We start from the raw sequence: 21618 nt of genomic DNA, 5'->3' as shown, positions 1-21618 counted from the left end.
CATGCTGCTGCGTTTTACCAAGATGCACGGCTTGGGCAACGACTTCATGGTCCTCGACCTGGTCAGCCAGCACGCGCACATTCTGCCCAAGCATGCCAAGCAATGGGGTGATCGGCACACCGGGATCGGCTTTGACCAGTTGCTGATCGTCGAGGCGCCGAGCAACCCGGATGTGGATTTCCGTTATCGGATCTTCAACTCCGACGGCTCCGAAGTCGAACAGTGCGGCAACGGCGCGCGCTGCTTCGCCCGGTTCGTCCTGGACAAGCGCCTGACCGCCAAGCGGCAGATTCGGGTCGAGACCAAAAGCGGCATCATCGAACTCGATGTGCGCAACGACGGCCAGATCAGCGTCAACATGGGCGCACCGCGCCTGGTGCCGGCGGATATTCCGTTCCAGGCCGAGGCGCAGGCTGCCAGCTATCCGCTTGAGATCGACGGCCAGACTGTCGAGCTGGCAGCGGTGTCCATGGGCAACCCCCATGCCGTGTTGCGTGTGAACGACATCAACAACGCACCGGTGCATGCACTGGGACCGAAAATCGAACATCACCCGCGCTTCCCGGCCCGGGTCAATGTCGGTTTCCTCCAGGTCATCGACCGCCACCGCGCGCAACTGCGCGTCTGGGAGCGCGGTGCCGGAGAAACCCAAGCCTGCGGCACCGGTGCTTGCGCCGCGGCCGTGGCTGCGATCAGCCAGGGGTGGATGGATTCGCCGCTATTGATCGACCTGCCTGGCGGGCGCCTGTCCATTGAATGGGCAGGTCCGGGCCAACCGGTGCTGATGACCGGACCGGCAGTGCGCGTATATGAAGGACAAGTGCGTCTTTGAGTGAGCCAAATCCATGACTGACAAGCCTCAGGTTCCAGCCCCACAGCCCGACGAATCCCCTTCCGAAAGCCTGGAGGCGGCGGCGATTGCCGCGTACCTAGAGGCTCATCCGGATTTCTTCGTCGAGCACGAAGAACTGCTCCCCGCCCTGCGCATTCCGCACCAGCGTGGCGACACCGTCTCGCTGGTGGAGCGGCAGATGAAAATCCTCCGCGAGCGCAACATCGAGATGCGCCACCGCCTCTCGCAGTTGATGGACGTCGCCCGCGACAACGACCGCCTGTTCGACAAGACCCGCCGCCTGATCCTCGCCCTGATGGATGCCAGCAGCCTCGACGATGTCGTCATGAGCGTCGAAGACAGCTTGCGCCAGGATTTCCAGGTGCCCTTTGTCAGCCTGATCCTGTTCAGCGACGAGCCGCTGCCAGTCGGGCGCTGGGTCAGCGCCAGCGAAGCGCAAAAAGCCATCGGCGGCTTGCTGGCCGAAGGCAAAAGCGTCAGCGGCAGCCTGCGTGAACACGAACTGGACTTCCTGTTCGGCGAAGACCAGCGCCAGCAGATCGGCTCTACCGCCGTGGTGGGCATCAGTCATCTGGGCCTGCATGGCGTGCTGGCGATCGCCAGTCGCGATCCGCAACACTACAAAAGTTCGGTCGGCACCCTGTTTCTCAGCTACATCGCTGAAGTGATGGGGCGCGTATTGCCACGGGTCAACAGCACCCTGCGCTCGGTACGCTGACCGTGGAACGACAACTGGACGCCTACTGCGAGCACCTGCGCAGTGAGCGTCAGGTGTCGCCCCATACGCTGCAGGCTTACCGCCGAGACCTGAACAAAGTCCTCGCGCATTGCGAAAAACAGCAGATCGCCAGCTGGAGCGCGTTGGACATCCAGCGCCTGCGCAGCCTGGTCGCACGCCTGCATGCCCAGGGCCAATCCTCACGCAGCCTGGCGCGCCTGCTCTCGGCCGTGCGCGGGCTCTACCATTACCTGAACCGCGAAGGCCTGTGCGATCACGATCCGGCCAACGGCCTGGCGCCGCCCAAGGGCGAACGACGACTGCCCAAAACCCTCGACACCGATCGCACCCTGCAACTGCTCGAGGGGGCGGTCGAGGATGACTTCCTGGCACGGCGCGACCAGGCCATTCTCGAGCTGTTCTACTCCTCGGGCCTGCGCCTGTCGGAGCTGACCGGTCTCAACCTGGAACAGCTCGACCTCGCCGATGGCCTGGTGCAAGTGCTCGGCAAGGGCAGCAAGACCCGCGTGCTGCCGATTGGCCGCAAGGCGCGCGAGGCGCTGCAGGCGTGGCTATCCCTACGCACAATGGCCAATCCGGCGGACGATGCAGTATTTATCAGCCAAAAAGGCCAGCGCCTGGGCCCGCGTGCGGTGCAGGCTCGGGTCAAGGCCGCCGGCGAACGCGAGCTGGGGCAAAACCTGCACCCGCACATGCTCCGGCACTCTTTCGCCAGTCACGTGCTGGAATCTTCCCAGGACCTGCGAGCCGTCCAGGAGTTGCTCGGCCACTCGGACATCAAGACCACGCAGATCTACACCCACCTGGACTTCCAGCACCTGGCCGCGGTCTACGACAATGCCCATCCACGGGCCAAACGCATCAAGGGCGACGAACAATGACCGTGCAACTGATCACCTTCGACCTCGACGACACCCTGTGGGATACCGCCCCGGTCATCGTCAGCGCGGAAGCCACCCTGCGTGAGTGGCTGGCCGAACACACCCCGGTACTTGGCGCCCTGCCGATCGAACACCTGTATGCGATTCGCGAACGGGTACTGAACCACGAGCCACAGCTCAAGCACCGCATCAGCGCGCTGCGCCGGCGTGTGCTGTTTCATGCCCTGGAAGAAGCCGGCTACGCCCACCAGCAGGCGAACGAACTGGCCGACCAGGCCTTTGAAGTGTTCCTGCACGCACGGCATCAACTGCAGATTTTCCCTGACGTGGCGCCCACCCTGGAAATCCTCGGCAACCGCTATGCACTCGGCGTGGTCACCAACGGCAATGCCGACGTGCGCCGCCTGGGGCTGGCGGACTACTTCAAGTTTGCCCTGTGCGCCGAAGACATCGGCATCGCCAAGCCCGATGCGCGGCTGTTCCACGAGGCCCTGCAACGCGGCGGCGCCAGTGCCGAAACGGCCGTGCATATCGGCGATCATCCCGGCGATGACATTGCCGGTGCCCAGCAGGCGGGATTACGCGCGATCTGGTTCAACCCGACGGGCAAGGTCTGGGAAGCGGAGCGCCTGCCGGATGCGCAGATTCGCAGCCTGACCGAGCTGCCGGCGCTGCTTGCCCGGTGGAACAGCGGCTCGGTCTGATCCGGGGTTTTTCTGCAGCCATGAAAAAGCCCGCAGCGACGGCGGGCTTTTTCAGCAAGCAAGGAGCTGTCCTTAGATAGGACGGCTGCCGTACTTGTTATCAGGCTTCTTTGGCGGATCAGCGACCACGTTGGCCTCGACTTCCTGAACCTTGCCACCTTTGGCCAGAAACTCTTCCATGGCACGGGCCAGAGCGTCACGCTCCTTGTTCTTGGCTTCGACACTCGGCAGCTCGTCTACCGACACCGCAGCCTTGGCCTTGCCCTTGGCGGTCGGGGCCGGCGCGTCATCACCGCCATCGTCGTCGGCAACGTCTTCGGCTGCCGCTTCAAGGCCTTCTTCGGTCTCGTCTTCGTCGCCTACTTCGAGGTCGTCGTTTTCCAGATCATCGTCGCTCATGTTCTACCTCATGACTTGCGAAAAGCAGATTAGTTATAGCCCAGCCTGATCGTCTGTCGACGACTGCCAGAAAAAATTCAACATCCACCGGTTACCGGTGGTGATGCCCCATCACCATGCAAGGTGGCGAGGACTTTACGAGCACCGCCGTGATCGCGGTGCTCGCCCAGATAAACACCTTGCCAGCTGCCTAACGCCAATCGGCCCGCCGTGATCGGCAAACTCAATTGACAGCCTAGCAAACTGGCCTTGAAGTGCGCCGGGAGGTCGTCCAGGCCTTCGTCGTCATGCTCATAGCCGGCTGTGCCTTGTGGGATCAGCCGATTGAAAAACCGCTCGAAGTCGCGACGTACCGCCGGATCGGCGTTCTCGTTGATGGTCAACGACGCCGAGGTATGCTGCAGCCACAAATGCAAAAGACCGACCCGGCATGCCTTGAGTTCAGGCAAGCCGGCGAGTAACTCGTCCGTCACCAGATGAAAGCCCCGGGGCCTCGCCCGCAGGGTAATCAGAGTCTGTTGCCACATACAGTTCTCCGCACGTTCGGGGCGCATTCTAGCGCGCTCTGGAAAAAAACAAAGACCCTAATATTCCTTCGTTGCTGTAAGCCATCGGCCCTACAAAAAGCTTGGCGATTATCGCCGGCAAAGGCCCGCGAAAAATCCTTTCAGCGCTACGTCGAGTGACAAATCCCGGACAAAAAAATGCCCGGCAAGCCGGGCAAGTTTTTTCTGGCGCCGGCTTACAGGTTGTAGCCACGCTCGTTGTGTTGAGCCAGGTCCAGGCCCACTGCTTCTTCCTCTTCGGTGACACGCAGACCCATGACGGCATCCAGCACCTTGAGGATGATGTAGGTCACGATACCGGTGTAGATCACCGTGAAGCCTACGCCTTTGCACTGAATCCATACTTGGGCGGCGATGTCGGTCACGGTGCCGAAACCACCCAGGGCAGGAGCGGCGAAAACACCGGTGAGGATCGCGCCGAGGATACCGCCGATACCGTGGACGCCGAAGGCGTCGAGGGAGTCGTCGTAACCCATTTTGCGTTTCAGGGTGGTGGCGCAGAAGAAGCACACCACGCCGGCCGACAGACCAATCACCAGAGCGCCCATCGGGCCCACGGTGCCTGCCGCTGGAGTAATGGCGACCAGGCCGGCTACCACGCCCGAGGCGATGCCCAGTGCGCTCGGCTTACCGTGAGTCAGCCATTCGGCCAGCATCCAGCCCAGGGCTGCAGCAGCGGTTGCGATCTGGGTGACCAGCATCGCCATGCCGGCAGTGCCGTTGGCCGCTGCGGCGGAACCAGCGTTGAAACCAAACCAGCCGACCCACAGCATGGCCGCGCCCATCAGGGTGTAACCCAGGTTGTGCGGCGCCATTGGCGTGGTCGGGAAGCCCTTACGCTTGCCCAGCACCAGGCAGCAGACCAGACCCGCGATACCGGCGTTGATGTGCACCACGGTGCCGCCGGCGAAGTCCAGCACGCCCCAGTCCCACATCAGGCCGCCGTTACCGGACCAGACCATGTGCGCGATCGGTGCATAGACCAGGGTGAACCAGATGCCCATGAAGATCAGCATCGCGGAGAACTTCATACGCTCGGCGAAGGCACCGACGATCAGCGCCGGGGTGATGATCGCGAAGGTCATCTGGAACGTGATGAAAACCGCCTCTGGGAACAGCGCCGCCGGGCCGGTCAGACTCGCTGGCGTGACACCGGCGAGGAACGCCTTGCCCATGCCACCGAAGAACGAGTTGAAGTTGACGACGCCCTGCTCCATGCCGGTGGTATCGAACGCGATGCTGTAGCCATAAATGACCCACAGGACGCTGATCAAGCCGGTAATGGCGAAGCACTGCATCATCACGGAAAGAACGTTTTTCGAACGCACCATGCCGGCGTAGAACAAGGCCAGGCCGGGAATGGTCATGAACAGCACGAGTGCTGTAGAGGTCAACATCCAGGCGGTGTCGCCGGAGTTGAGGACTGGGGCTGCCGCTTCGTCTGCCGCCATGGCCAGGCTGGGCATTACGATGGACAACAGGGCTCCTAGCCCTGCGAATTTACGCAGAGTCATATTGTTTTCTCCTGGGGCGTTGGGTTTGGGGCGGCTTAGATTGCGTCGGTATCGGTTTCGCCGGTACGGATGCGAATCGCCTGTTCCAGATTGACCACGAAGATCTTGCCGTCACCGATCTTGCCGGTGTTGGCCGCCTTGGTTATCGCCTCGATAACCCGGTCAAGATCCTTGTCGTCAATGGCGACATCGATCTTCACCTTGGGCAGGAAGTCGACCACGTATTCCGCGCCGCGATACAGCTCGGTGTGACCCTTCTGCCGACCGAAGCCCTTGACCTCAGTGACGGTAATGCCCTGCACGCCGATCTCCGACAACGACTCGCGTACGTCATCCAATTTGAACGGCTTGATGATGGCAGTGACTAGCTTCATGAAAACTCTCTCCCGAATAGGTGGACTTGCCCCAGGAAAACAAACCCGACTCAAGTCTAAGCGCAGTGCCTGGCTTTGTAACGCATCGTCGGCCATACCCGCCTGACCGACGCCAGTTAACCGCTGCCGGCGAAACTCCCCGCTTCGCCTGCCGCACTGCGTTCGTCACAGCGACTGCATCAGTGCAGGGGTCACAGTGGTCTTAGCAGAAAGCTTGCCATGTCCTGAAAAGTCCCTGATTTCAATCTCTTAACGGCCATCGCCAACAATTGTGGGGATTTCAAGCCGTCGATACGCACAATAACGGTGCGCCGACGAACGGCCAGATGCGCGAAAAGCGTGCGCGGACAAGGCGCCAATGGGCCACGAAGCTGCGTGTTACACTGGCCGCCAGCCGTTTTAAGGACCTCCCCCCATGCTTGCACCCAAAGACCTGCTCGACGCCCTCAGCGGCCACGCCTCCCGCCTGTTCAGCGGCGACACGCCGTTGCCGAAAAGCGAAATCGAAAGCCAGTTCAAGGCCCTGCTGCAAAGCGGCTTCAGCAAGCTGGACCTGGTAAGCCGGGAAGAGTTTGATAGCCAGATGGTGGTGTTGGCCCGCACCCGGGCGCGGCTCGAGAGCCTTGAGGCGAAAGTGGCCGAGCTCGAAGCCCGGCTCAACCCGAGCGCCGAGTAACCCGCCAGCCCGCAACATTCTGCGAACGTTTCGCGCCCCTGGCCGGGCGCTAAAACACCATCGCCCATCTACCCTTGAACAACCGCAGGAAGCGGCTCTCTCGTTCAAGGAATGATCATGTCCCTATCCATCGTCCACAGCCGCGCCCAGGTCGGTGTCGAGGCGCCTGCCGTTACGGTTGAAGTGCATCTGGCCAATGGCTTGCCGTCGCTGACCATGGTCGGCTTGCCCGAAGCGGCGGTGAAGGAAAGCAAGGACCGGGTGCGCAGCGCGATTATCAATTCCGGGCTGCAGTTTCCGGCGCGGCGCATCACCCTGAATCTCGCGCCCGCCGATCTACCCAAGGACGGCGGCCGGTTCGACCTGGCGATTGCCCTGGGTATTTTGTCCGCCAGCGTGCAAGTCCCGACCCTGACCCTGGATGACGTCGAGTGCCTGGGCGAACTGGCGTTGTCCGGCGAGGTGCGGGCGGTTCGCGGTGTGCTGCCGGCGGCGCTCGCGGCGCGTCAGGCCGGGCGTAGTCTAGTGGTGCCCTGGGCCAACGCCGAGGAAGCATGCCTGGCGTCCGGGTTGAAGGTCATTGCCGTGCATCATCTGCTCGAGGCGGTGGCGCATTTCAACGGCCACACGCCCATCGAACCCTACGCTTGCGACGGCTTGCTGCATGCCAGCAAACCCTATCCCGACCTCAGCGAAGTGCAAGGCCAGGTCGGCGCCAAGCGGGCCCTGCTGATCGCGGCGGCGGGCGCACACAACCTGTTGTTCTGCGGACCGCCAGGCACCGGGAAAACCCTGCTGGCCAGTCGTCTGCCGGGACTGCTGCCACCGCTGACCGAAAGCGAGGCCCTGGAAGTCGCGGCGATTCAGTCAGTGGCCAGTTGTGTGCCCTTGAGCCACTGGCCGCAACGGCCTTTCAGGCAACCCCATCATTCGGCATCCGGCCCGGCGCTGGTGGGCGGCAGTTCGAAACCGCAGCCGGGGGAAATCACCCTGGCCCATCACGGGGTGCTGTTCCTAGACGAGCTTCCGGAGTTCGATCGCAAGGTCCTGGAAGTCCTTCGCGAACCGATGGAATCAGGGCACATCGTGATAGCCCGGGCGCGGGACCGCGTGCGCTTCCCGGCGCGCTTCCAGTTGGTCGCGGCGATGAACCCCTGCCCCTGCGGCTATCTCGGCGAGCCTAGTGGTCGCTGCTCCTGCACCCCGGACATGGTCCAGCGCTACCGCAACAAACTCTCCGGGCCTTTACTCGACCGCATCGATTTGCACCTGACCGTCGCCCGCGAGGCGACGGCGCTCAATCCCGCCGTTGCACCCAGCGACAGCAGCGCCAGCGCCGCCGAACGGGTCGCCCACGCCCGCGACATACAACATCAGCGCCAGGGCTGCGCCAACGCCTTCCTCGATCTGCCGGGCCTGAAAAACCACTGCCAGTTATCCACAGCGGACGAAAGCTGGCTGGAGAATGCCTGCGAACGGCTGACCTTGTCGCTCAGGGCCGCCCACCGACTGCTCAAGGTGGCGCGGACCCTGGCCGACCTCGAGCAACTCCCCGGCATCAGCCGCGAACACCTGGCCGAAGCACTGCAGTACCGACCGGCAAATCAGTGATCGAGGCGCTCCACATCCGGCAACTCCATGGCCCGCGCCTCGCCCTGCAGGAAGTCGCTGAGACGGCGCAGTCGCTCACCGCCCGGACGGGTTTTCGGCCACACCAGGTAGTAGTTCAAGCCGCTGGCCACCGCGGTCGGCCAAGGCAGGCTCAAGCGCTCTTGCGCTACATCTTCGGCGACCATCAGCAAATCGCCCATCGACACGCCATAACCGCGCGCCGCGGCAATCATCCCCAACTCCAGGGTATCGAACACCTGGCCGCCCTTGAGTGACACCTGCTCGGACAAGCCCATGCGCTCCAGCCAACTGCGCCAGTCACGGCGATCGGGTGTGGGATGCAACAACTCGGTGCTGGCCAGGCGCTCGACATTCCACGGTTGATCATTAAGCAGATTCGGCGCACCCACCGGAATCAACAGCTCGGGAAACAGGAAGCTGGCTTCCCAGTCCGGCGGGAAATGTCCGTTGCTGAGCAGCACCGCACAGTCGAAGGGTTCGTGATTGAAGTCCACCGAGTCGACGTCCATCCAGGCGCTGGTCAACTGCACCTCGTTACCCGGCTGCAGGTGGCGAAACCGACTCAGGCGCGCCAGCAGCCAGCGCATGGTCAGGGTCGAGGGCGCTTTCATGCGCAGGATGTCGTCTTCGGCGCGCAGGGTGCTGCAGGCGCGTTCCAGTGCGCCAAAGCCTTCGCGCACGCCGGGCAGCAGCAGGCGCGCGGCTTCGGTCAGTTGCAAATGACGGCCACTGCGCAGAAACAATCGGCAGGCAAAATGCTCTTCCAGCGTACGGATGTGTCGGCTGACGGCGCTCTGGGTGATCGACAGCTCCTCGGCGGCGCGGGTAAAGGAGCTGTGACGCGCCGCTGCCTCAAAGGCACGCAGGGCATAAAGCGGAGGAAGACGACGAGACATCAGGAAAATTCCTATAGCGCAGACGGCAAACCCGACAAGGCCGCGGTAAGCATGAGTTTTAATCATGCGAGCAATCGTTTTTATCCTTTTGTGCATTTGCCTGCAAGCGCCGAAAATCATTGGCTCCCCCATTTTCATGGAAGAACAGCGTGATGATCATGCAGCATCCAGCACGTACCGAATTGCGAGCCATCCTGCGGCTGGCGGGGCCGTTGATTGCCTCGCAGTTGGCGCACATGCTGATGGTCCTCACCGACACCCTGATGATGGCCAAAATCAGCCCCGAAGCCCTGGCAGGTGGAGGCCTGGGCGCGGCGAGCTATTCATTCGTGTCGATTTTCTGCATCGGCGTGATTGCCGCCGTCGGCACCCTGGTGTCGATTCGTCATGGTGCCGGCGACATCATCGGCGCCGCCCGCCTGACCCAGGCCGGGATCTGGCTGGCCTGCCTGATGGCCCTGGTGGCGGGCCTGCTGCTGTGGAACCTCAAACCGCTGTTGCTGCTGTTCGGGCAAACCGAAAGCAACGTCAACATGGCCGGCCAGTTCCTGCTGATCCTGCCGTTCGCCCTGCCCGGCTACCTGACCTTCATGGCGCTGCGCGGCTTTACCAGCGCCATCGGCCGGGCGGCCCCGGTGATGGTCATCAGCGTGATCGGCACCGTGGCCAACTTTGTCCTGAACTACGCACTGATCACCGGGATGTTCGGCTTACCCAAACTGGGCCTGATGGGTATCGGCCTGGTCACCGCGATCGTCGCCAGCTGCATGGCGCTGGGCCTGGCCTGGCACATTAATCGCCACCCGGCATACGCGGCCTATCCGTTGCTCAAGGGCCTGTCACGCCTGAACGGCCAGTACCTGCGTGAATTGTGGTGCCTGGGTCTGCCGATTGGCGGCACCTACGCTGTGGAGGTCGGCCTGTTCGCTTTCGCGGCCCTGTGCATGGGCACCATGGGCAGCACGCAGTTGGGCGCCCACCAGATTGCCCTGCAAATCGTCTCGGTGGCATTCATGGTGCCGGCGGGCATGTCCTACGCGATCACCATGCGCATCGGCCAACACTATGGCGCCGGGCAGTTGCTCGACGCCCGCCTGGCCGGGCGGGTCGGGATCGGCTTTGGCGCGGTGGTGATGCTCGGTTTCGCGATGGTCTTCTGGCTGCTGCCGAATCAGTTGGTGGGCCTGTTCCTCGACCACAATGACCCAGCGTTCGCCGAGGTCATCGCCCTGGCGGTTAGCCTGCTGGCGGTGGCTGCCTGGTTCGAGTTGTTCGATGGCGTGCAAACCATCGCCATGGGCTGCATCCGCGGGCTCAAGGACGCCAAGACCACCTTCCTCGTGGGCCTGGGCTGCTACTGGCTGATTGGCGCGCCGGCGGCCTGGTGGATGGCCTTCCATCTTGCCTGGGGGCCGACTGGCGTCTGGTGGGGGCTGGCCCTGGGCCTGGCTTGCGCGGCCGTGAGCCTGACCCTGGCGTTCGAGTGGAAGATGCAGCGAATGATCCGTCAGGAGCCCTCGGCACAGGCGGGTTTCAGAATGCCCCAGGCGGACTAGACCCGTTCGACGAGCGCCAACTGGCTGCTGCCGAACGTCAGGTATTCCACCAGTTCCACCAACGGCAACGGTTTGCTGATCAGGTACCCCTGCACCTGATCGCAACCGAACCCGCGCAACAGGGCGAGCTGCTCCGGGGTTTCCACCCCTTCGGCGACCACCTGCAGGTGCAGGTTGTGCGCCAGGTTGATCATTGCGTGCACCAGCTTGCGGTTTTCTTCGCGCAGCTCCATGCCACCGACAAAACTCTTGTCGATCTTCAACAAGGCGATCGGCAGGCTGTTGAGGTGCACGAAGGAGGAAAACCCGGTGCCGAAGTCGTCCAGGGAGAACCGCACCCCCAGCCGCCCAAGGGCATCCATGGTTTGCTGCACCAGGTCGCTGCGGCGCATTACGGCGGTTTCGGTGAGTTCGAACTCCAGCCATTGCGCATCGACGCCACGCTCGGCAATCAGCCGGCTCAAGGTCGACAGCAGCTGGCTGTCCTGGAACTGGCGGAATGACAGGTTCACCGCCATGTGCAACGGTGGCAGGCCACGCTCGCGCAGCGCCTGCATGTCGCGCAAGGCGCGGGAGATCACCCAATACCCCAGTGGCACGATCAGGCCACTCTGCTCGGCCAGCGGCACGAACTCGCTGGGCGGCAGCAGGCCACGTTCGGCGTGCCGCCAGCGCACCAGGGCCTCCAGCCCGACAATTTGCCCGTCGTGCAGGTCAAGCCGCGGCTGGTAGTGCAGTTCCAGCTCATCGCGGCGCAAGGCACGCCGCAGCTCGGTCTCCAGATCAGCCATGCTGCGCGCGTTGCGATTGATCCGCTCGTTGAAAATGTGAAAGGTGCAGCCCTGGGTGCTCTTGGCCTGCTGCATGGCGATATGTGCGTGCCACATCAACGGGTCGGCACCGGCCTGCGCGCGCGCGTGGGCAACGCCCAGGCTGGCACCGATCAACAGGCTCTCGCCGTCCACCCAATAAGGCTCGGACAGCGCTTCAGTGATGCGCTCGGCCATCCACTCGGCCCGCTGCGGCGCGCGCCGGGTATCGATCAGCAGGGCGAATTCGTCGCTGCCCAGGCGCGCCAGTTGATCGCCTGCCTCAAGCTGGCTCTTGAGCCGCGAGACCACTTGCAGGATCAGCCGGTCACCGGCCTGATGACCGAGGGCATCGTTGGCGTGGCGGAAGTTGTCCAGATCCAGGTGTCCAAGCGCCAGGCCACGGCCCTCGTTTTCTGCCAGGCGAGCAGCCAGCAGGGTCTGAAAGCCCTGGCGGTTGGCGATGCCGGTCAGCGGATCTTGCTCGGCGAGTCGTTGCAGGGTGTTTTCCAGCAGCCCGCGTTCGCGGACATGACGCAGGCACCGGCGCAGGATATTGCTGTCGAGAACATCGCGAACCAGCCAGTCGCTGACACCATCCGGTGTCGCGGCGGGCTCCTGTTCGAGCAACAGGACAGTCGGCAGGTGGCAGCGCCCGGGCTCGGGTTGCAGGGCGGGCACCGTGAGCAGCACCGCACTGCGGTTGTCGGCAAACAGGCTGCTCACCGACTCCCAGGTCGGTGCACTGATCAGCACAGCCGAACTCCCCATGGGAGCCAGACACTCGCGCAACAACGCGGCCCAGGCTGGCTCTTCGGCCAGCAGCAGCAAGCGCAAGGGTTCGACAGGCGTAGACAAGCTAGCTCCCTAGACTCTGCAAAGGACGTTGGCGACGGGCATTATGACGCGCGGATAGTCAATGACATATAGCACTGGGCCGTACATTAGACGCAAATCCAGCACGCATCCTGCGCGAAAGTAACAAAACCGGCAAATTTAGATCGAGTGCTACGTCACAAGTCGGAGAGAGGCGGCAGAATCCCTGCATCCTGTTAAAATGCCCGCCCTTTTCGCCAATGACTCCTTTTTGACCTCATGTCCCGACTCAATCCCCGGCAGCAAGAAGCCGTGAGCTACGTCGGCGGCCCTCTTTTGGTGCTCGCCGGTGCTGGCTCCGGCAAGACCAGCGTGATCACCCGCAAGATTGCCCACCTGATCCAGAACTGCGGCATCCGTGCCCAGTACATCGTCGCCATGACCTTTACCAACAAGGCCGCGCGCGAGATGAAGGAGCGGGTCGGCACCCTGCTCAAGGGTGGCGAAGGCCGCGGCCTGACTGTGTGTACCTTCCACAATCTGGGCCTGAACATCATCCGCAAGGAGCATGTGCGCCTGGGCTACAAGCCCGGTTTCTCGATTTTCGACGAGACCGACGTCAAGGCCCTGATGACTGACATCATGCAGAAGGAATATTCGGGCGACGATGGCGTCGACGAAATCAAGAACATGATCGGTGCCTGGAAAAACGACCTGATCCTGCCACCCGAAGCCCTGGAAAATGCGCGCAATCCAAAGGAGCAGACCGCGGCCATCGTCTACACCCACTATCAGCGCACCCTCAAGGCGTTCAACGCAGTGGATTTCGACGACCTGATCCTGCTGCCGGTAAAGCTGTTCCAGGAACACGCCGACATTCTCGAAAAGTGGCAGAACAAGGTCCGCTACCTGCTGGTGGACGAATATCAGGACACCAACGCCAGCCAGTACTTGCTGGTGAAATTGCTGATCGGCAAACGCAACCAGTTCACCGTGGTAGGTGACGACGATCAGTCGATCTATGCCTGGCGCGGCGCGCGCCCGGAAAACCTGATGCTGCTCAAGGAGGACTATCCGTCCTTGAAAGTGGTGATGCTGGAGCAGAACTATCGCTCCACCAGCCGCATCCTGCGCTGCGCCAACGTGCTGATTTCGAACAACCCCCACGAGTTTGAAAAACAACTGTGGAGCGAGATGGGCCACGGCGACGAAATCCGCGTCATTCGCTGCCGCAACGAAGACGCCGAGGCCGAGCGCGTGGCCGTGGAAATCCTCAGCCTGCACCTGCGTACCGATCGCCCGTACAGCGATTTCGCGATTCTCTATCGCGGCAACTACCAGGCCAAGCTGATCGAACTGAAACTGCAGCATCACCAGGTGCCCTATCGTCTTTCCGGCGGCAACAGCTTTTTCGGACGCCAGGAAGTCAAGGACCTGATGGCCTACTTCCGCCTGATCGTGAACCCGGATGACGACAATGCCTTCCTGCGGGTGATCAACGTCCCACGCCGCGAGATCGGTTCGACGACCCTGGAAAAGCTCGGGAACTACGCCACCGAACGCAAGATCTCGATGTATGCCGCCACCGATGAGATCGGCCTCGGCGAGCACCTGGACAGCCGTTTCACCGATCGCCTGTCGCGCTTCAAGCGCTTCATGGACAAGGTTCGCGAGCAATGCGCCGGCGAGGACCCGATCTCGGCCCTGCGCAGCATGGTCATGGACATCGACTACGAGAACTGGCTGCGCACCAACAGCTCCAGCGACAAGGCCGCCGACTACCGGATGAGCAACGTCTGGTTCCTGATCGAGGCGTTGAAGAACACCCTGGAGAAGGACGAAGACGGCGAAATGACCGTCGAGGATGCCATCGGCAAGCTGGTCTTGCGCGACATGCTCGAACGCCAGCAGGAAGAAGAGGACGGCGCCGAAGGGGTGCAGATGATGACCCTGCATGCGTCCAAGGGCCTGGAATTCCCTTACGTGTTCATCATGGGCATGGAGGAGGAAATCCTCCCGCACCGCTCCAGCATCGAAGCCGACACCATCGAAGAAGAACGGCGCCTGGCCTACGTCGGCATTACCCGCGCGCGTCAGACCCTGGCCTTCACCTTTGCCGCCAAGCGCAAGCAGTACGGCGAAATCATCGATTGCTCGCCGAGCCGGTTCCTCGATGAGCTGCCCCCGGACGACCTGGCCTGGGAAGGCAACGACGATACCCCGACCGAAGTCAAAGCCGTGCGCGGCAATAACGCATTGGCAGATATACGCGCGATGTTAAAGCGCTAGAATCGACTACTTTTTAATCTACTTTCGGCGCCCGTTGCGCCAACCGAGGAAGCTGTTGTGGAAGCACTGCACAAGAAAATTCGCGAAGAAGGCATCGTGCTTTCCGACCAGGTCCTGAAAGTCGACGCCTTTCTGAACCACCAGATCGACCCGGCCCTGATGAAGCTGATCGGCGACGAGTTTGCCGCGCTGTTCAAGGACTCGGGGATCACCAAGATCGTCACCATCGAAGCCTCCGGCATTGCCCCGGCGATCATGACCGGCCTGAACCTTGGCGTGCCGGTGATTTTCGCCCGCAAGCAACAGTCCCTGACCCTGACGGAAAACCTGCTGTCGGCCACGGTCTACTCGTTCACCAAGAAAGTCGAAAGCACCGTGGCGATCTCCCCGCGTCACCTGACCAGCAGCGACCGCGTACTGGTGATCGATGACTTCCTGGCCAACGGCAAGGCATCCCAGGCGCTGATCTCGATCATCAAGCAAGCCGGCGCCACCGTGGCCGGCCTGGGCATCGTGATCGAGAAGTCGTTCCAGGGCGGCCGCGCCGAACTGGACGCGCAAGGTTATCGCGTCGAATCGCTGGCCCGGGTCAAGTCCCTGGAAGGCGGCGTCGTGACCTTCATCGACTGACACTGATCCCCCCTGTAGGAGCGGGCTTGCTCGCGAAGGCGGCCTGACAGACAACAATGATGTTGAATGTGAAGTCCTCATCGCGGGCAAGCCCGCTCCCACAGGAGCGTTATTGCGCGGTGGCTTTCAATCCGGTGAGCAACAAGCGCTGATACAACTCCTCTTTCAGCCCCTGCGGGCTGGTCAGCTGCATCCGCTCCAGGTGCAGCGGGTATTCGCCAGGCTCCGGTGCATCCAGCGCGGCCTTGCCCAACTGCACGATCTCGGTGAGTTTGAATTTGCTCTTCAGCCAGTTCAGCGCCCGCAACAGATCCCGCTCCTCGCCTGAAAAATCGCTGCCCAGCGGGTACTCCGCAAACAATCCCCTATGTCGCGCGGCAATTGCCTGCAAGCGCTGCGGACTGTTGTCGGTGAACCGCGGTTCGAGGCGGAAATCCTTCGCCAGCTTGCCGGCCTTTTGCGCCTGCTCGATCAAGCCCGGCTGGAAACGCGAGTCGCTGATGTTAAGCAGCGCCTCGATGACTTTGGCGTCGGTCTTGCCGCGCAGGTCGGCGATGCCGTACTCGGTAATCACGATGTCGCGCAGGTGGCGTGGGATCGTGCAATGGCCGTACTGCCAGACGATGTTGGAACTGACCTCGCCGCCGGACTCGCGATAGCTGCGCAAGATCAGAATCGAACGCGCGCCCTCCAGCGCATGGCCTTGGGCGACGAAGTTGTATTGCCCACCGACGCCGCTGAGCACTCGCCCGTCTTCCAATTGATCGGCCACCCCGGCGCCCATCAGGGTCATGGTGAAGGCACTGTTGATGAAACGCGCATCGCGGCGCTGCAGGCGCTTGAGTTCTTCCTGGCCGTACAGTTCGTTGATGAAGCTAATGGCGGTCATGTTGAATTCGGCGAGTTTGCTCTGGGGCAGCTCGTGCAGGCGTCGGTAGAAACTTCGGGGGCCAAGAAAGAAGCCGCCATGAATAGAAACGCCGCCCTGGCTGCTGGCCTCATCCAACGTCCCGGCATTGGCTTGCCGTTGCAACTCCACGCAGGGATAAACCTTGCGCCGCACAATGCCGGCGTCGGCCAGCGCCAACAGGCCGTTGACGAACATTTCGCTGCAGCCGTAGAGGCCTTGGGCAAACGGCTCGACGCCGCCCTCGCGGCTGATCAAGGGCGCCCAATAGTGGCCGTCGAGATCCGTCAACAAGGCACGATAGGCCTCGTTATCCGCCTGCCGTGCCAGCAAGGCGGCAGTCAGTGCATCACCCATGGAGCCGATGCCGATCTGCAGCGTGCCACCGTCTCGCACCAGGGTACTGGCGTGCAGGCCAATGAAATGATCCTGCAAGCCCACCGGCATGTTTGGCGTGGAAAACAGCGTGCTGCATTCTGGCTCATTGATCAGCCAGTCGAATGCACTGCGTTCGATCTCCGAATCACCGGGCATGTACGGCAGATCACTGTGCACCTGGCCGAGCAGCAAGATGGTTTCGCCCGCGGCACGGCGCCTGGCGATCATCGGCAGCAGGTCGAGGGTGATATCCGGGTTGCAGCTCAGGCTCAGGCGGTCCGGTTGTTGCGGATCATGGGCCACCAGTTGCGCAATCAGGTTCAGGCCGGCGGCATTGATGTCCCGGGCAGCGTGGCTGTAGTTGCTGCTGACGTAGTCCTGCTGCGCCGCTGCGCTGTGCAGCAGACTGCCCGGTTGCAGGAAAAACTGCTCGATGTGGATATTCGGCGCCAGGCTGTCTTTGTGCAGGTCGGCGAGGTAGTCCAGCTCCGGGTAGTCGCCGAACACCCGCTCGACGAAAGGCTCGAGGAAACGCCGCTGCAGTCCATCGCCCAGTGACGGACGCCCGAGGCTCAGGGCGGTGTAGATCGTCAGCTGACGCTCGGGCAACTGCGCGATGCGCTGGTAGAGCGCGTTGACGAAACGGTTGGGCTTGCCCAGCCCCAGGGGCATTCCCAGGTGAATGTGCGCGGGTAACCGTGCGAGCACATCCTCGACTGCCTGTTCGATTGAAACCGACTGCACCATCTGAGCCTCCCGACCTGTCCATGAGTTACGGTCGTTGGAGCTTGCCGTCTCCGGCTCCACATGACCAGCCTTGCTGGTCAAATCGCAGGCACAAAAAAGCCGCTCGCAAGCGGCTTTTTCGCTGAAGATAGGCGCTTATTTCAGGCCAGACATCTTCTGGATTGCGCCTTTGAGGTCATCATCGGAGCAATCGGCGCAGGTGCCTTTAGGTGGCATTGCGTTAATACCGGTGATGGCCTTGGCCAGGATGCCGTCAAGGCCGCCCTGGTGATCGGCACGCTCTTTCCAGGCTGCGGTGTCACCGATTTTCGGTGCGCCCAGCAGGCCGCTGCCGTGGCAAGCGTTGCAATGTTTGGCAATGATCTCGTCAGGGGTTTTCGCCCCACCGCCGCCTGCCGAAGCAGCGACTTCCATCCCCTTGCACTCTTGACCTTGTACACAGACCTGGCCGACGGGTTCAAGGCGTTTGGCAATATCGTCGTTGGTTGCAGCTTGAGCGCTGGCTGCCCATAGGGCCAATACGGCTGCTGGTGCGGCCAGCATTTTCATAATTAGATTCACGCGTACACCCTCAATGGTGGCTAGTCACGCCCACGGCCACGGTTTCGCGGGCGGGCGCAAGTATAACGGTAAGCCCGCCAGTCTGAAACAACCCTAAAGTCTCAGGGGTATTAAGACCTGGCGAAAAACAGCTCGGGCGCCTCACAAAACCTCGGCTGGCGCCTCTTTTCCTAGAAATTCGCCGGTGTCGCTGCGCTGATTAGTCGCGCCGGTGCATCAAAGGGATTACGAAAACGATGGGGCTTGGTGCTTTCAAAGTAGTAGCTGTCACCGGCTTCGAGGATAAAAGTCTCGAGACCGACCACCAACTCGAGCCGTCCCTCCAGCAGAATGCCGGTCTCTTCACCGTCATGGGTGAGCATCTCTTCTCCGGTATCGGCACCCGGTGGGTAGATTTCAGTGAGAAACGCAATGGCCCGGCTCGGATGCGCCCTGCCAACCAGTTTCATGGTCACGGCACCATCGGAGATATCAATCAGCTCATTGGCTTTATAGACGATCTGCGTCGGGTTTTCCTGGAGGATCTCCTCGGAAAAGAACTCGACCATGGACATGGGGATGCCGCCAAGCACCTTCCTCAGCGAACTGATGGAGGGGCTGACACTGTTTTTCTCGATCATCGAAATGGTGCTGTTGGTCACCCCAGCACGCTTGGCGAGTTCGCGCTGGGACAGGCCTTTGAGTTTACGGATCGATTGCAGTCGTTCACCGACGTCCAATGCAATAGCCTCCCAGGATTCAGGTTATATAGATAGTGAGCGTTATCATGGCGACAGCGTTCAGTATTTACAACACTTGAGCCCGAGTCCTGTTCGGCTTATCGATCGCGGCCCTGCCCCCCGCCCCGTCAGGCCTCGGAATAGAGCCGTGGCACCCGGCGTAGGTTGCAGAAGATCTGGTACGGAATGGTGCCTGCGGCCATGGCCACGTCACTGGCGAGGATGTTCTTGCCCCACAACTCGACGGTCGAACCCAGCCCGGCCTGCGGTACATCGGTCAGGTCGATGCAGAGCATGTCCATCGACACCCGGCCCAGCAACTGGCTGCGCTGACCGGCCACCAGCACCGGCGTGCCGGTAGGCGCCTGGCGTGGATAACCATCGGCGTAACCCATGGCAACCACACCGATGCGCATCGGCTTTTGCGTGATGAATTTAGCGCCGTAGCCCACGGGCTCGCCGGCCGGTAACTCGCGTACGCTGATGACTTTCGATTCCAGGGTCATCACCGGTTGCAGGCGCGCCGCCAGGGCGTTGGCTTGTTCGAATGGGGTCGCGCCGTACAGCATGATGCCCGGACGCACCCAGTCACTGGGCACTTGTGGCCACCCCAGTAACGCCGGCGAGTTGCGCAGGCTGACCTCGGCTGACAGGCCCTGGCGCGCGGCCTCGAACACCGCCACCTGCTCGCTGGCGCTGCTGCTGTCGAGTTCGTCGGCGCGGGCGAAGTGGCTCATCAGGACAATTTTGGCGACCTGGCCGCTGGCCAGCAGCCGCTGGTACGCCGCCTGATAATCCGCCGGGTGCAGGCCCACGCGGTGCATGCCCGAGTCGAGCTTGAGCCAGACGGTGATCGGCTTGCGCAAGGTCGCCTGCTCGATGGCGTCAAGTTGCCAGAGGGCGTGGACCACGCACCACAGGTCGTGCTCGACAATCAGCGCCAACTCATCGGCTTCGAAAAAGCCTTCCAGCAGCAGGATCGGCGCGCGAATACCGGCCGCCCGCAACTCCAGGGCTTCTTCGATGCACGCCACGGCGAAACCATCGGCCTCGGCTTCCAGGGCCTGGGCACAGCGCACGGCGCCATGGCCATAAGCGTCGGCCTTGATCACCGCGAGCGCGCGAGCGCCCGAGCTTTCGCGGGCCAGTTGATAGTTGTGACGCAGGGCTTGCAGATCGATCAGGGCGCGAGCAGGACGCATGGCGGCAGGCTTCCAGGCGGTGGACGGGGAATAAAAAACCGGCGCTGGTGGGCAACATGAATTGCCTGGAGCGCCGGAAGAGGGAGTGTTTAAGGCAGAGCGGCGACGATCGAGATTTCGACCAGGATTTCCGGCTCACAGAGCTTGGCTTCAACCGTCGCCCGGGCTGGCGCAACGCCGTGTGGTAGCCAGCTGTCCCAGATACCGTTCATGCCTTCGAAGTCGGCATCGATGTCTTTCAGGTAGATAGTCGCCGACAGCAGGCGGGTTTTGTCGGTGCCCGCCAGGTCCAGCAAGCGCTCGATGTTGGCCAGGGTTTCGCGAGTCTGCTGGGCAACCCCGGCGCTCATGTCGTCGCCAACCTGGCCCGCCAGGTAGACGGTACCGTTATGGACGACGATCTGGCTCAGACGCTCATTGGTGAGCTGGCGCTGGATTGACATGTTTTGCAGCCTCCTGGTTGCTGTTGCTGTAACGAGAAATATCGAGACCTTCGGCACTGATTTGCGGAGTTTTCTTCGCCATCAGGTCGGCCAGCAGGCGGCCGGAACCGCAGGCCATGGTCCAGCCCAGTGTGCCGTGGCCGGTGTTCAGGAACAGGTTCTTGAACGGCGTCGCACCGACGATAGGCGTGCCATCGGGGGTGGTCGGACGCAGGCCGGTCCAGAAACTGGCCTGGGCCAGGTCGCCGCCCTGAGGATAGAGATCGTTGACGATCATCTCCAGCGTTTCGCGTCGACGTGGGTTCAGCGACAGGTCAAAACCGGCAATCTCGGCCATGCCGCCGACCCGAATGCGGTTGTCGAAACGGGTGATCGCGACCTTGTAGGTCTCGTCGAGAATGGTCGAGGTCGGGGCCATGGCCGGGTTGGTAATCGGCACGGTCAGCGAGTAACCCTTGAGCGGATACACCGGAGCCTTGATGCCCAGCGGCTTGAGCAATTGCGGCGAGTAGCTGCCGAGGGCCAGGACATAACGGTCGGCGGTTTCCAGCTTGCCGTCGATCATCACGCCATTGATCCGGTCACCGGCGTAGTCCAGGCGCTGGATATCCTGGCCGAAGCGGAATTCGACACCCAGTTTGACTGCCATCTCAGCGAGGCGCGTGGTGAAGATCTGGCAATCGCCAGTCTGGTCGTTCGGCAGGCGCAAGGCACCGGCGAGGATGTCGGTGACGCTGGCCAGGGCCGGTTCGACGCGGGCAATGCCGGCGCGGTCGAGCAGTTCAAAAGGAACGCCGGACTCCTTGAGTACGGCGATGTCCTTGGCGGCACCATCGAGTTGCGCCTGAGTGCGGAACAGCTGAGTAGTACCCAGGCTGCGGCCTTCGTAGGCAATCCCGGTTTCGGCGCGCAGTTCGTCGAGGCAGTCGCGGCTGTACTCGGACAAGCGGACCATGCGCTCCTTGTTCACCGCATAACGGCTGGCGGTGCAGTTGCGCAGCATTTGCGCCATCCACAGGTACTGGTCGATATCGGCCGTGGCCTTGATCGCCAGCGGTGCGTGGCGCTGCAGCAGCCACTTGATGGCCTTGAGCGGCACGCCCGGGGCAGCCCAGGGCGACGCATAGCCAGGCGACACCTGGCCGGCGTTGGCGAAACTGGTTTCCATGGCAGCGGCTGGCTGACGGTCGACCACCGTCACTTCAAAGCCGGCCCGAGCCAAATAGTAGGCACTGGCGGTACCGATGACGCCGCTACCCAAGACCAGAACGCGCATTTTTTATCCCTCATCGCGGCATGCCGCTGACGTGTGTTGTGTACGAGCATT

At 62.2% G+C, this 21618-nt stretch carries 21 protein-coding genes; 9 read left to right on the top strand and 12 right to left on the bottom strand.

Translation table 11 applies throughout. From position 1 onward, the window contains the following. Position 1: 1 nt before the first annotated feature. Genes dapF through ACZYR5_RS05590 form a run of 4 tightly spaced genes read left to right on the top strand, consistent with a single transcriptional unit; the run spans position 2 to position 3177 of the window. Entirely contained in the window at positions 2-832 is an 831-nt protein-coding gene (gene dapF, locus ACZYR5_RS05605; RefSeq protein WP_489088814.1) for a diaminopimelate epimerase, read from the top strand. A gap of 13 nt (positions 833-845) precedes the next feature. Beyond that, on the top strand, positions 846-1571 hold the full coding sequence (locus tag ACZYR5_RS05600) for a DUF484 family protein (RefSeq protein WP_489088815.1): 726 nt from the start codon (positions 846-848) through the stop codon (positions 1569-1571). A 2-nt stretch (positions 1572-1573) separates the two neighbouring features. Then, positions 1574-2473 carry a tyrosine recombinase XerC gene (gene xerC / locus ACZYR5_RS05595; RefSeq protein ID WP_489088816.1) on the top strand — a complete coding sequence of 300 codons (900 nt, stop codon included), beginning with the start codon at positions 1574-1576 and terminating at the stop codon, positions 2471-2473. Further along, the gene (locus ACZYR5_RS05590; protein ID WP_489088817.1) at positions 2470-3177 is read left to right on the top strand and encodes an HAD family hydrolase; all 708 of its coding nucleotides are present in this window, start codon (positions 2470-2472) and stop codon (positions 3175-3177) included. Before xerC ends, ACZYR5_RS05590 begins: the two co-directional genes overlap by 4 nt. A gap of 72 nt (positions 3178-3249) precedes the next feature. Here the strand turns inward: ACZYR5_RS05590 and sutA are convergent, their stop codons facing one another. The 4 genes from sutA to glnK form a co-directional block, all read right to left on the bottom strand. After that, positions 3250-3576 carry a transcriptional regulator SutA gene (gene sutA / locus ACZYR5_RS05585; RefSeq protein WP_489088818.1) on the bottom strand — a complete coding sequence of 109 codons (327 nt, stop codon included), beginning with the start codon at positions 3574-3576 and terminating at the stop codon, positions 3250-3252. Between the two features lie 77 nt (positions 3577-3653). Next, the gene (locus ACZYR5_RS05580; protein WP_489089054.1) at positions 3654-4103 is read right to left on the bottom strand and encodes a secondary thiamine-phosphate synthase enzyme YjbQ; all 450 of its coding nucleotides are present in this window, start codon (positions 4101-4103) and stop codon (positions 3654-3656) included. 215 nt (positions 4104-4318) lie between these two features. Beyond that, a complete protein-coding gene (locus ACZYR5_RS05575) occupies positions 4319-5656 on the bottom strand; it encodes an ammonium transporter (protein ID WP_489088819.1) in 1338 nt (445 codons plus the stop codon). Positions 5657-5691: 35 nt separating this feature from the next. Further along, the gene (glnK, locus tag ACZYR5_RS05570) at positions 5692-6030 is read right to left on the bottom strand and encodes a P-II family nitrogen regulator (RefSeq protein ID WP_002555808.1); all 339 of its coding nucleotides are present in this window, start codon (positions 6028-6030) and stop codon (positions 5692-5694) included. Positions 6031-6445: 415 nt separating this feature from the next. Here glnK and ACZYR5_RS05565 point away from each other — a divergent pair, with 415 nt between their 5' ends. Further along, on the top strand, positions 6446-6706 hold the full coding sequence (locus ACZYR5_RS05565; RefSeq protein WP_489088820.1) for an accessory factor UbiK family protein: 261 nt from the start codon (positions 6446-6448) through the stop codon (positions 6704-6706). A gap of 117 nt (positions 6707-6823) precedes the next feature. Continuing rightward, positions 6824-8317: a YifB family Mg chelatase-like AAA ATPase gene (locus tag ACZYR5_RS05560; RefSeq protein ID WP_489088821.1), complete on the top strand. Its 1494-nt coding sequence runs from the start codon at positions 6824-6826 to the stop codon at positions 8315-8317. Here the strand turns inward: ACZYR5_RS05560 and ACZYR5_RS05555 are convergent. Then, positions 8311-9234 carry a LysR substrate-binding domain-containing protein gene (locus ACZYR5_RS05555; RefSeq protein WP_489088822.1) on the bottom strand — a complete coding sequence of 308 codons (924 nt, stop codon included), beginning with the start codon at positions 9232-9234 and terminating at the stop codon, positions 8311-8313. The genes ACZYR5_RS05560 and ACZYR5_RS05555 overlap by 7 nt on opposite strands. 158 nt (positions 9235-9392) lie before the next feature. On the opposite strand from ACZYR5_RS05555, the gene ACZYR5_RS05550 reads away from it, so the two are divergent. Next, positions 9393-10790: a NorM family multidrug efflux MATE transporter gene (locus ACZYR5_RS05550; RefSeq protein WP_489089055.1), complete on the top strand. Its 1398-nt coding sequence runs from the start codon at positions 9393-9395 to the stop codon at positions 10788-10790. Here the strand turns inward: ACZYR5_RS05550 and ACZYR5_RS05545 are convergent. Continuing rightward, positions 10787-12457: a putative bifunctional diguanylate cyclase/phosphodiesterase gene (locus tag ACZYR5_RS05545; RefSeq protein ID WP_489088823.1), complete on the bottom strand. Its 1671-nt coding sequence runs from the start codon at positions 12455-12457 to the stop codon at positions 10787-10789. The genes ACZYR5_RS05550 and ACZYR5_RS05545 overlap by 4 nt on opposite strands. Before the next feature lie 237 nt (positions 12458-12694). On the opposite strand from ACZYR5_RS05545, the gene rep reads away from it, so the two are divergent. Both rep and ACZYR5_RS05535 read left to right on the top strand, forming a co-directional pair. Continuing rightward, entirely contained in the window at positions 12695-14704 is a 2010-nt protein-coding gene (gene rep / locus ACZYR5_RS05540; RefSeq protein ID WP_489088824.1) for a DNA helicase Rep, read from the top strand. Positions 14705-14761: 57 nt separating this feature from the next. After that, entirely contained in the window at positions 14762-15334 is a 573-nt protein-coding gene (locus ACZYR5_RS05535; RefSeq protein ID WP_489088825.1) for a xanthine phosphoribosyltransferase, read from the top strand. Between the two features lie 109 nt (positions 15335-15443). On the opposite strand, the gene ACZYR5_RS05530 is transcribed toward ACZYR5_RS05535, so the two are convergent. The 6 genes from ACZYR5_RS05530 to dadA form a co-directional block, all read right to left on the bottom strand. After that, the gene (locus ACZYR5_RS05530; protein WP_489088826.1) at positions 15444-17366 is read right to left on the bottom strand and encodes an acetyl-CoA hydrolase/transferase C-terminal domain-containing protein; all 1923 of its coding nucleotides are present in this window, start codon (positions 17364-17366) and stop codon (positions 15444-15446) included. A gap of 135 nt (positions 17367-17501) precedes the next feature. After that, on the bottom strand, positions 17502-17915 hold the full coding sequence (locus ACZYR5_RS05525) for a c-type cytochrome (RefSeq protein WP_489089056.1): 414 nt from the start codon (positions 17913-17915) through the stop codon (positions 17502-17504). A 182-nt stretch (positions 17916-18097) separates the two neighbouring features. Continuing rightward, a complete protein-coding gene (locus tag ACZYR5_RS05520) occupies positions 18098-18646 on the bottom strand; it encodes a cupin domain-containing protein (RefSeq protein ID WP_489088827.1) in 549 nt (182 codons plus the stop codon). Between the two features lie 128 nt (positions 18647-18774). After that, positions 18775-19848 (bottom strand): alanine racemase, encoded by a 1074-nt coding sequence (alr, locus tag ACZYR5_RS05515; RefSeq protein WP_489088828.1) that lies wholly within the window; start codon positions 19846-19848, stop codon positions 18775-18777. Positions 19849-19937: 89 nt separating this feature from the next. Continuing rightward, positions 19938-20291: a RidA family protein gene (locus ACZYR5_RS05510; RefSeq protein ID WP_489088829.1), complete on the bottom strand. Its 354-nt coding sequence runs from the start codon at positions 20289-20291 to the stop codon at positions 19938-19940. Continuing rightward, the gene (gene dadA / locus ACZYR5_RS05505) at positions 20263-21567 is read right to left on the bottom strand and encodes a D-amino acid dehydrogenase (RefSeq protein ID WP_489088830.1); all 1305 of its coding nucleotides are present in this window, start codon (positions 21565-21567) and stop codon (positions 20263-20265) included. Before dadA ends, ACZYR5_RS05510 begins: the two co-directional genes overlap by 29 nt. Positions 21568-21618 lie beyond the last annotated feature (51 nt).

It is taken from the genome of Pseudomonas sp. F007, assembly GCF_057814275.1.
Note: the sequence above shows the minus strand (reverse complement) of the source record. Positions and strands in the feature narration are given on the sequence as shown.

What these genes read in the sequence shown, in the direction of transcription:
- dapF (WP_489088814.1), top strand. Translation starts at nt 2, where the DNA reads ATGCTGCTGCGTTTTACCAAGATGCACGGCTTGGGCAACGACTTCATG.
- ACZYR5_RS05600 (WP_489088815.1), top strand. Translation starts at nt 846, where the DNA reads ATGACTGACAAGCCTCAGGTTCCAGCCCCACAGCCCGACGAATCCCCT.
- ACZYR5_RS05590 (WP_489088817.1), top strand. Translation starts at nt 2,470, where the DNA reads ATGACCGTGCAACTGATCACCTTCGACCTCGACGACACCCTGTGGGAT.
- sutA (WP_489088818.1), bottom strand. Translation starts at nt 3,576, where the DNA reads ATGAGCGACGATGATCTGGAAAACGACGACCTCGAAGTAGGCGACGAA.
- ACZYR5_RS05580 (WP_489089054.1), bottom strand. Translation starts at nt 4,103, where the DNA reads ATGTGGCAACAGACTCTGATTACCCTGCGGGCGAGGCCCCGGGGCTTT.
- ACZYR5_RS05575 (WP_489088819.1), bottom strand. Translation starts at nt 5,656, where the DNA reads ATGACTCTGCGTAAATTCGCAGGGCTAGGAGCCCTGTTGTCCATCGTA.
- glnK (WP_002555808.1), bottom strand. Translation starts at nt 6,030, where the DNA reads ATGAAGCTAGTCACTGCCATCATCAAGCCGTTCAAATTGGATGACGTA.
- ACZYR5_RS05565 (WP_489088820.1), top strand. Translation starts at nt 6,446, where the DNA reads ATGCTTGCACCCAAAGACCTGCTCGACGCCCTCAGCGGCCACGCCTCC.
- ACZYR5_RS05560 (WP_489088821.1), top strand. Translation starts at nt 6,824, where the DNA reads ATGTCCCTATCCATCGTCCACAGCCGCGCCCAGGTCGGTGTCGAGGCG.
- ACZYR5_RS05555 (WP_489088822.1), bottom strand. Translation starts at nt 9,234, where the DNA reads ATGTCTCGTCGTCTTCCTCCGCTTTATGCCCTGCGTGCCTTTGAGGCA.
- ACZYR5_RS05550 (WP_489089055.1), top strand. Translation starts at nt 9,393, where the DNA reads ATGCAGCATCCAGCACGTACCGAATTGCGAGCCATCCTGCGGCTGGCG.
- rep (WP_489088824.1), top strand. Translation starts at nt 12,695, where the DNA reads ATGTCCCGACTCAATCCCCGGCAGCAAGAAGCCGTGAGCTACGTCGGC.
- ACZYR5_RS05530 (WP_489088826.1), bottom strand. Translation starts at nt 17,366, where the DNA reads ATGGTGCAGTCGGTTTCAATCGAACAGGCAGTCGAGGATGTGCTCGCA.
- ACZYR5_RS05525 (WP_489089056.1), bottom strand. Translation starts at nt 17,915, where the DNA reads ATGAAAATGCTGGCCGCACCAGCAGCCGTATTGGCCCTATGGGCAGCC.
- alr (WP_489088828.1), bottom strand. Translation starts at nt 19,848, where the DNA reads ATGCGTCCTGCTCGCGCCCTGATCGATCTGCAAGCCCTGCGTCACAAC.
- ACZYR5_RS05510 (WP_489088829.1), bottom strand. Translation starts at nt 20,291, where the DNA reads ATGTCAATCCAGCGCCAGCTCACCAATGAGCGTCTGAGCCAGATCGTC.
- dadA (WP_489088830.1), bottom strand. Translation starts at nt 21,567, where the DNA reads ATGCGCGTTCTGGTCTTGGGTAGCGGCGTCATCGGTACCGCCAGTGCC.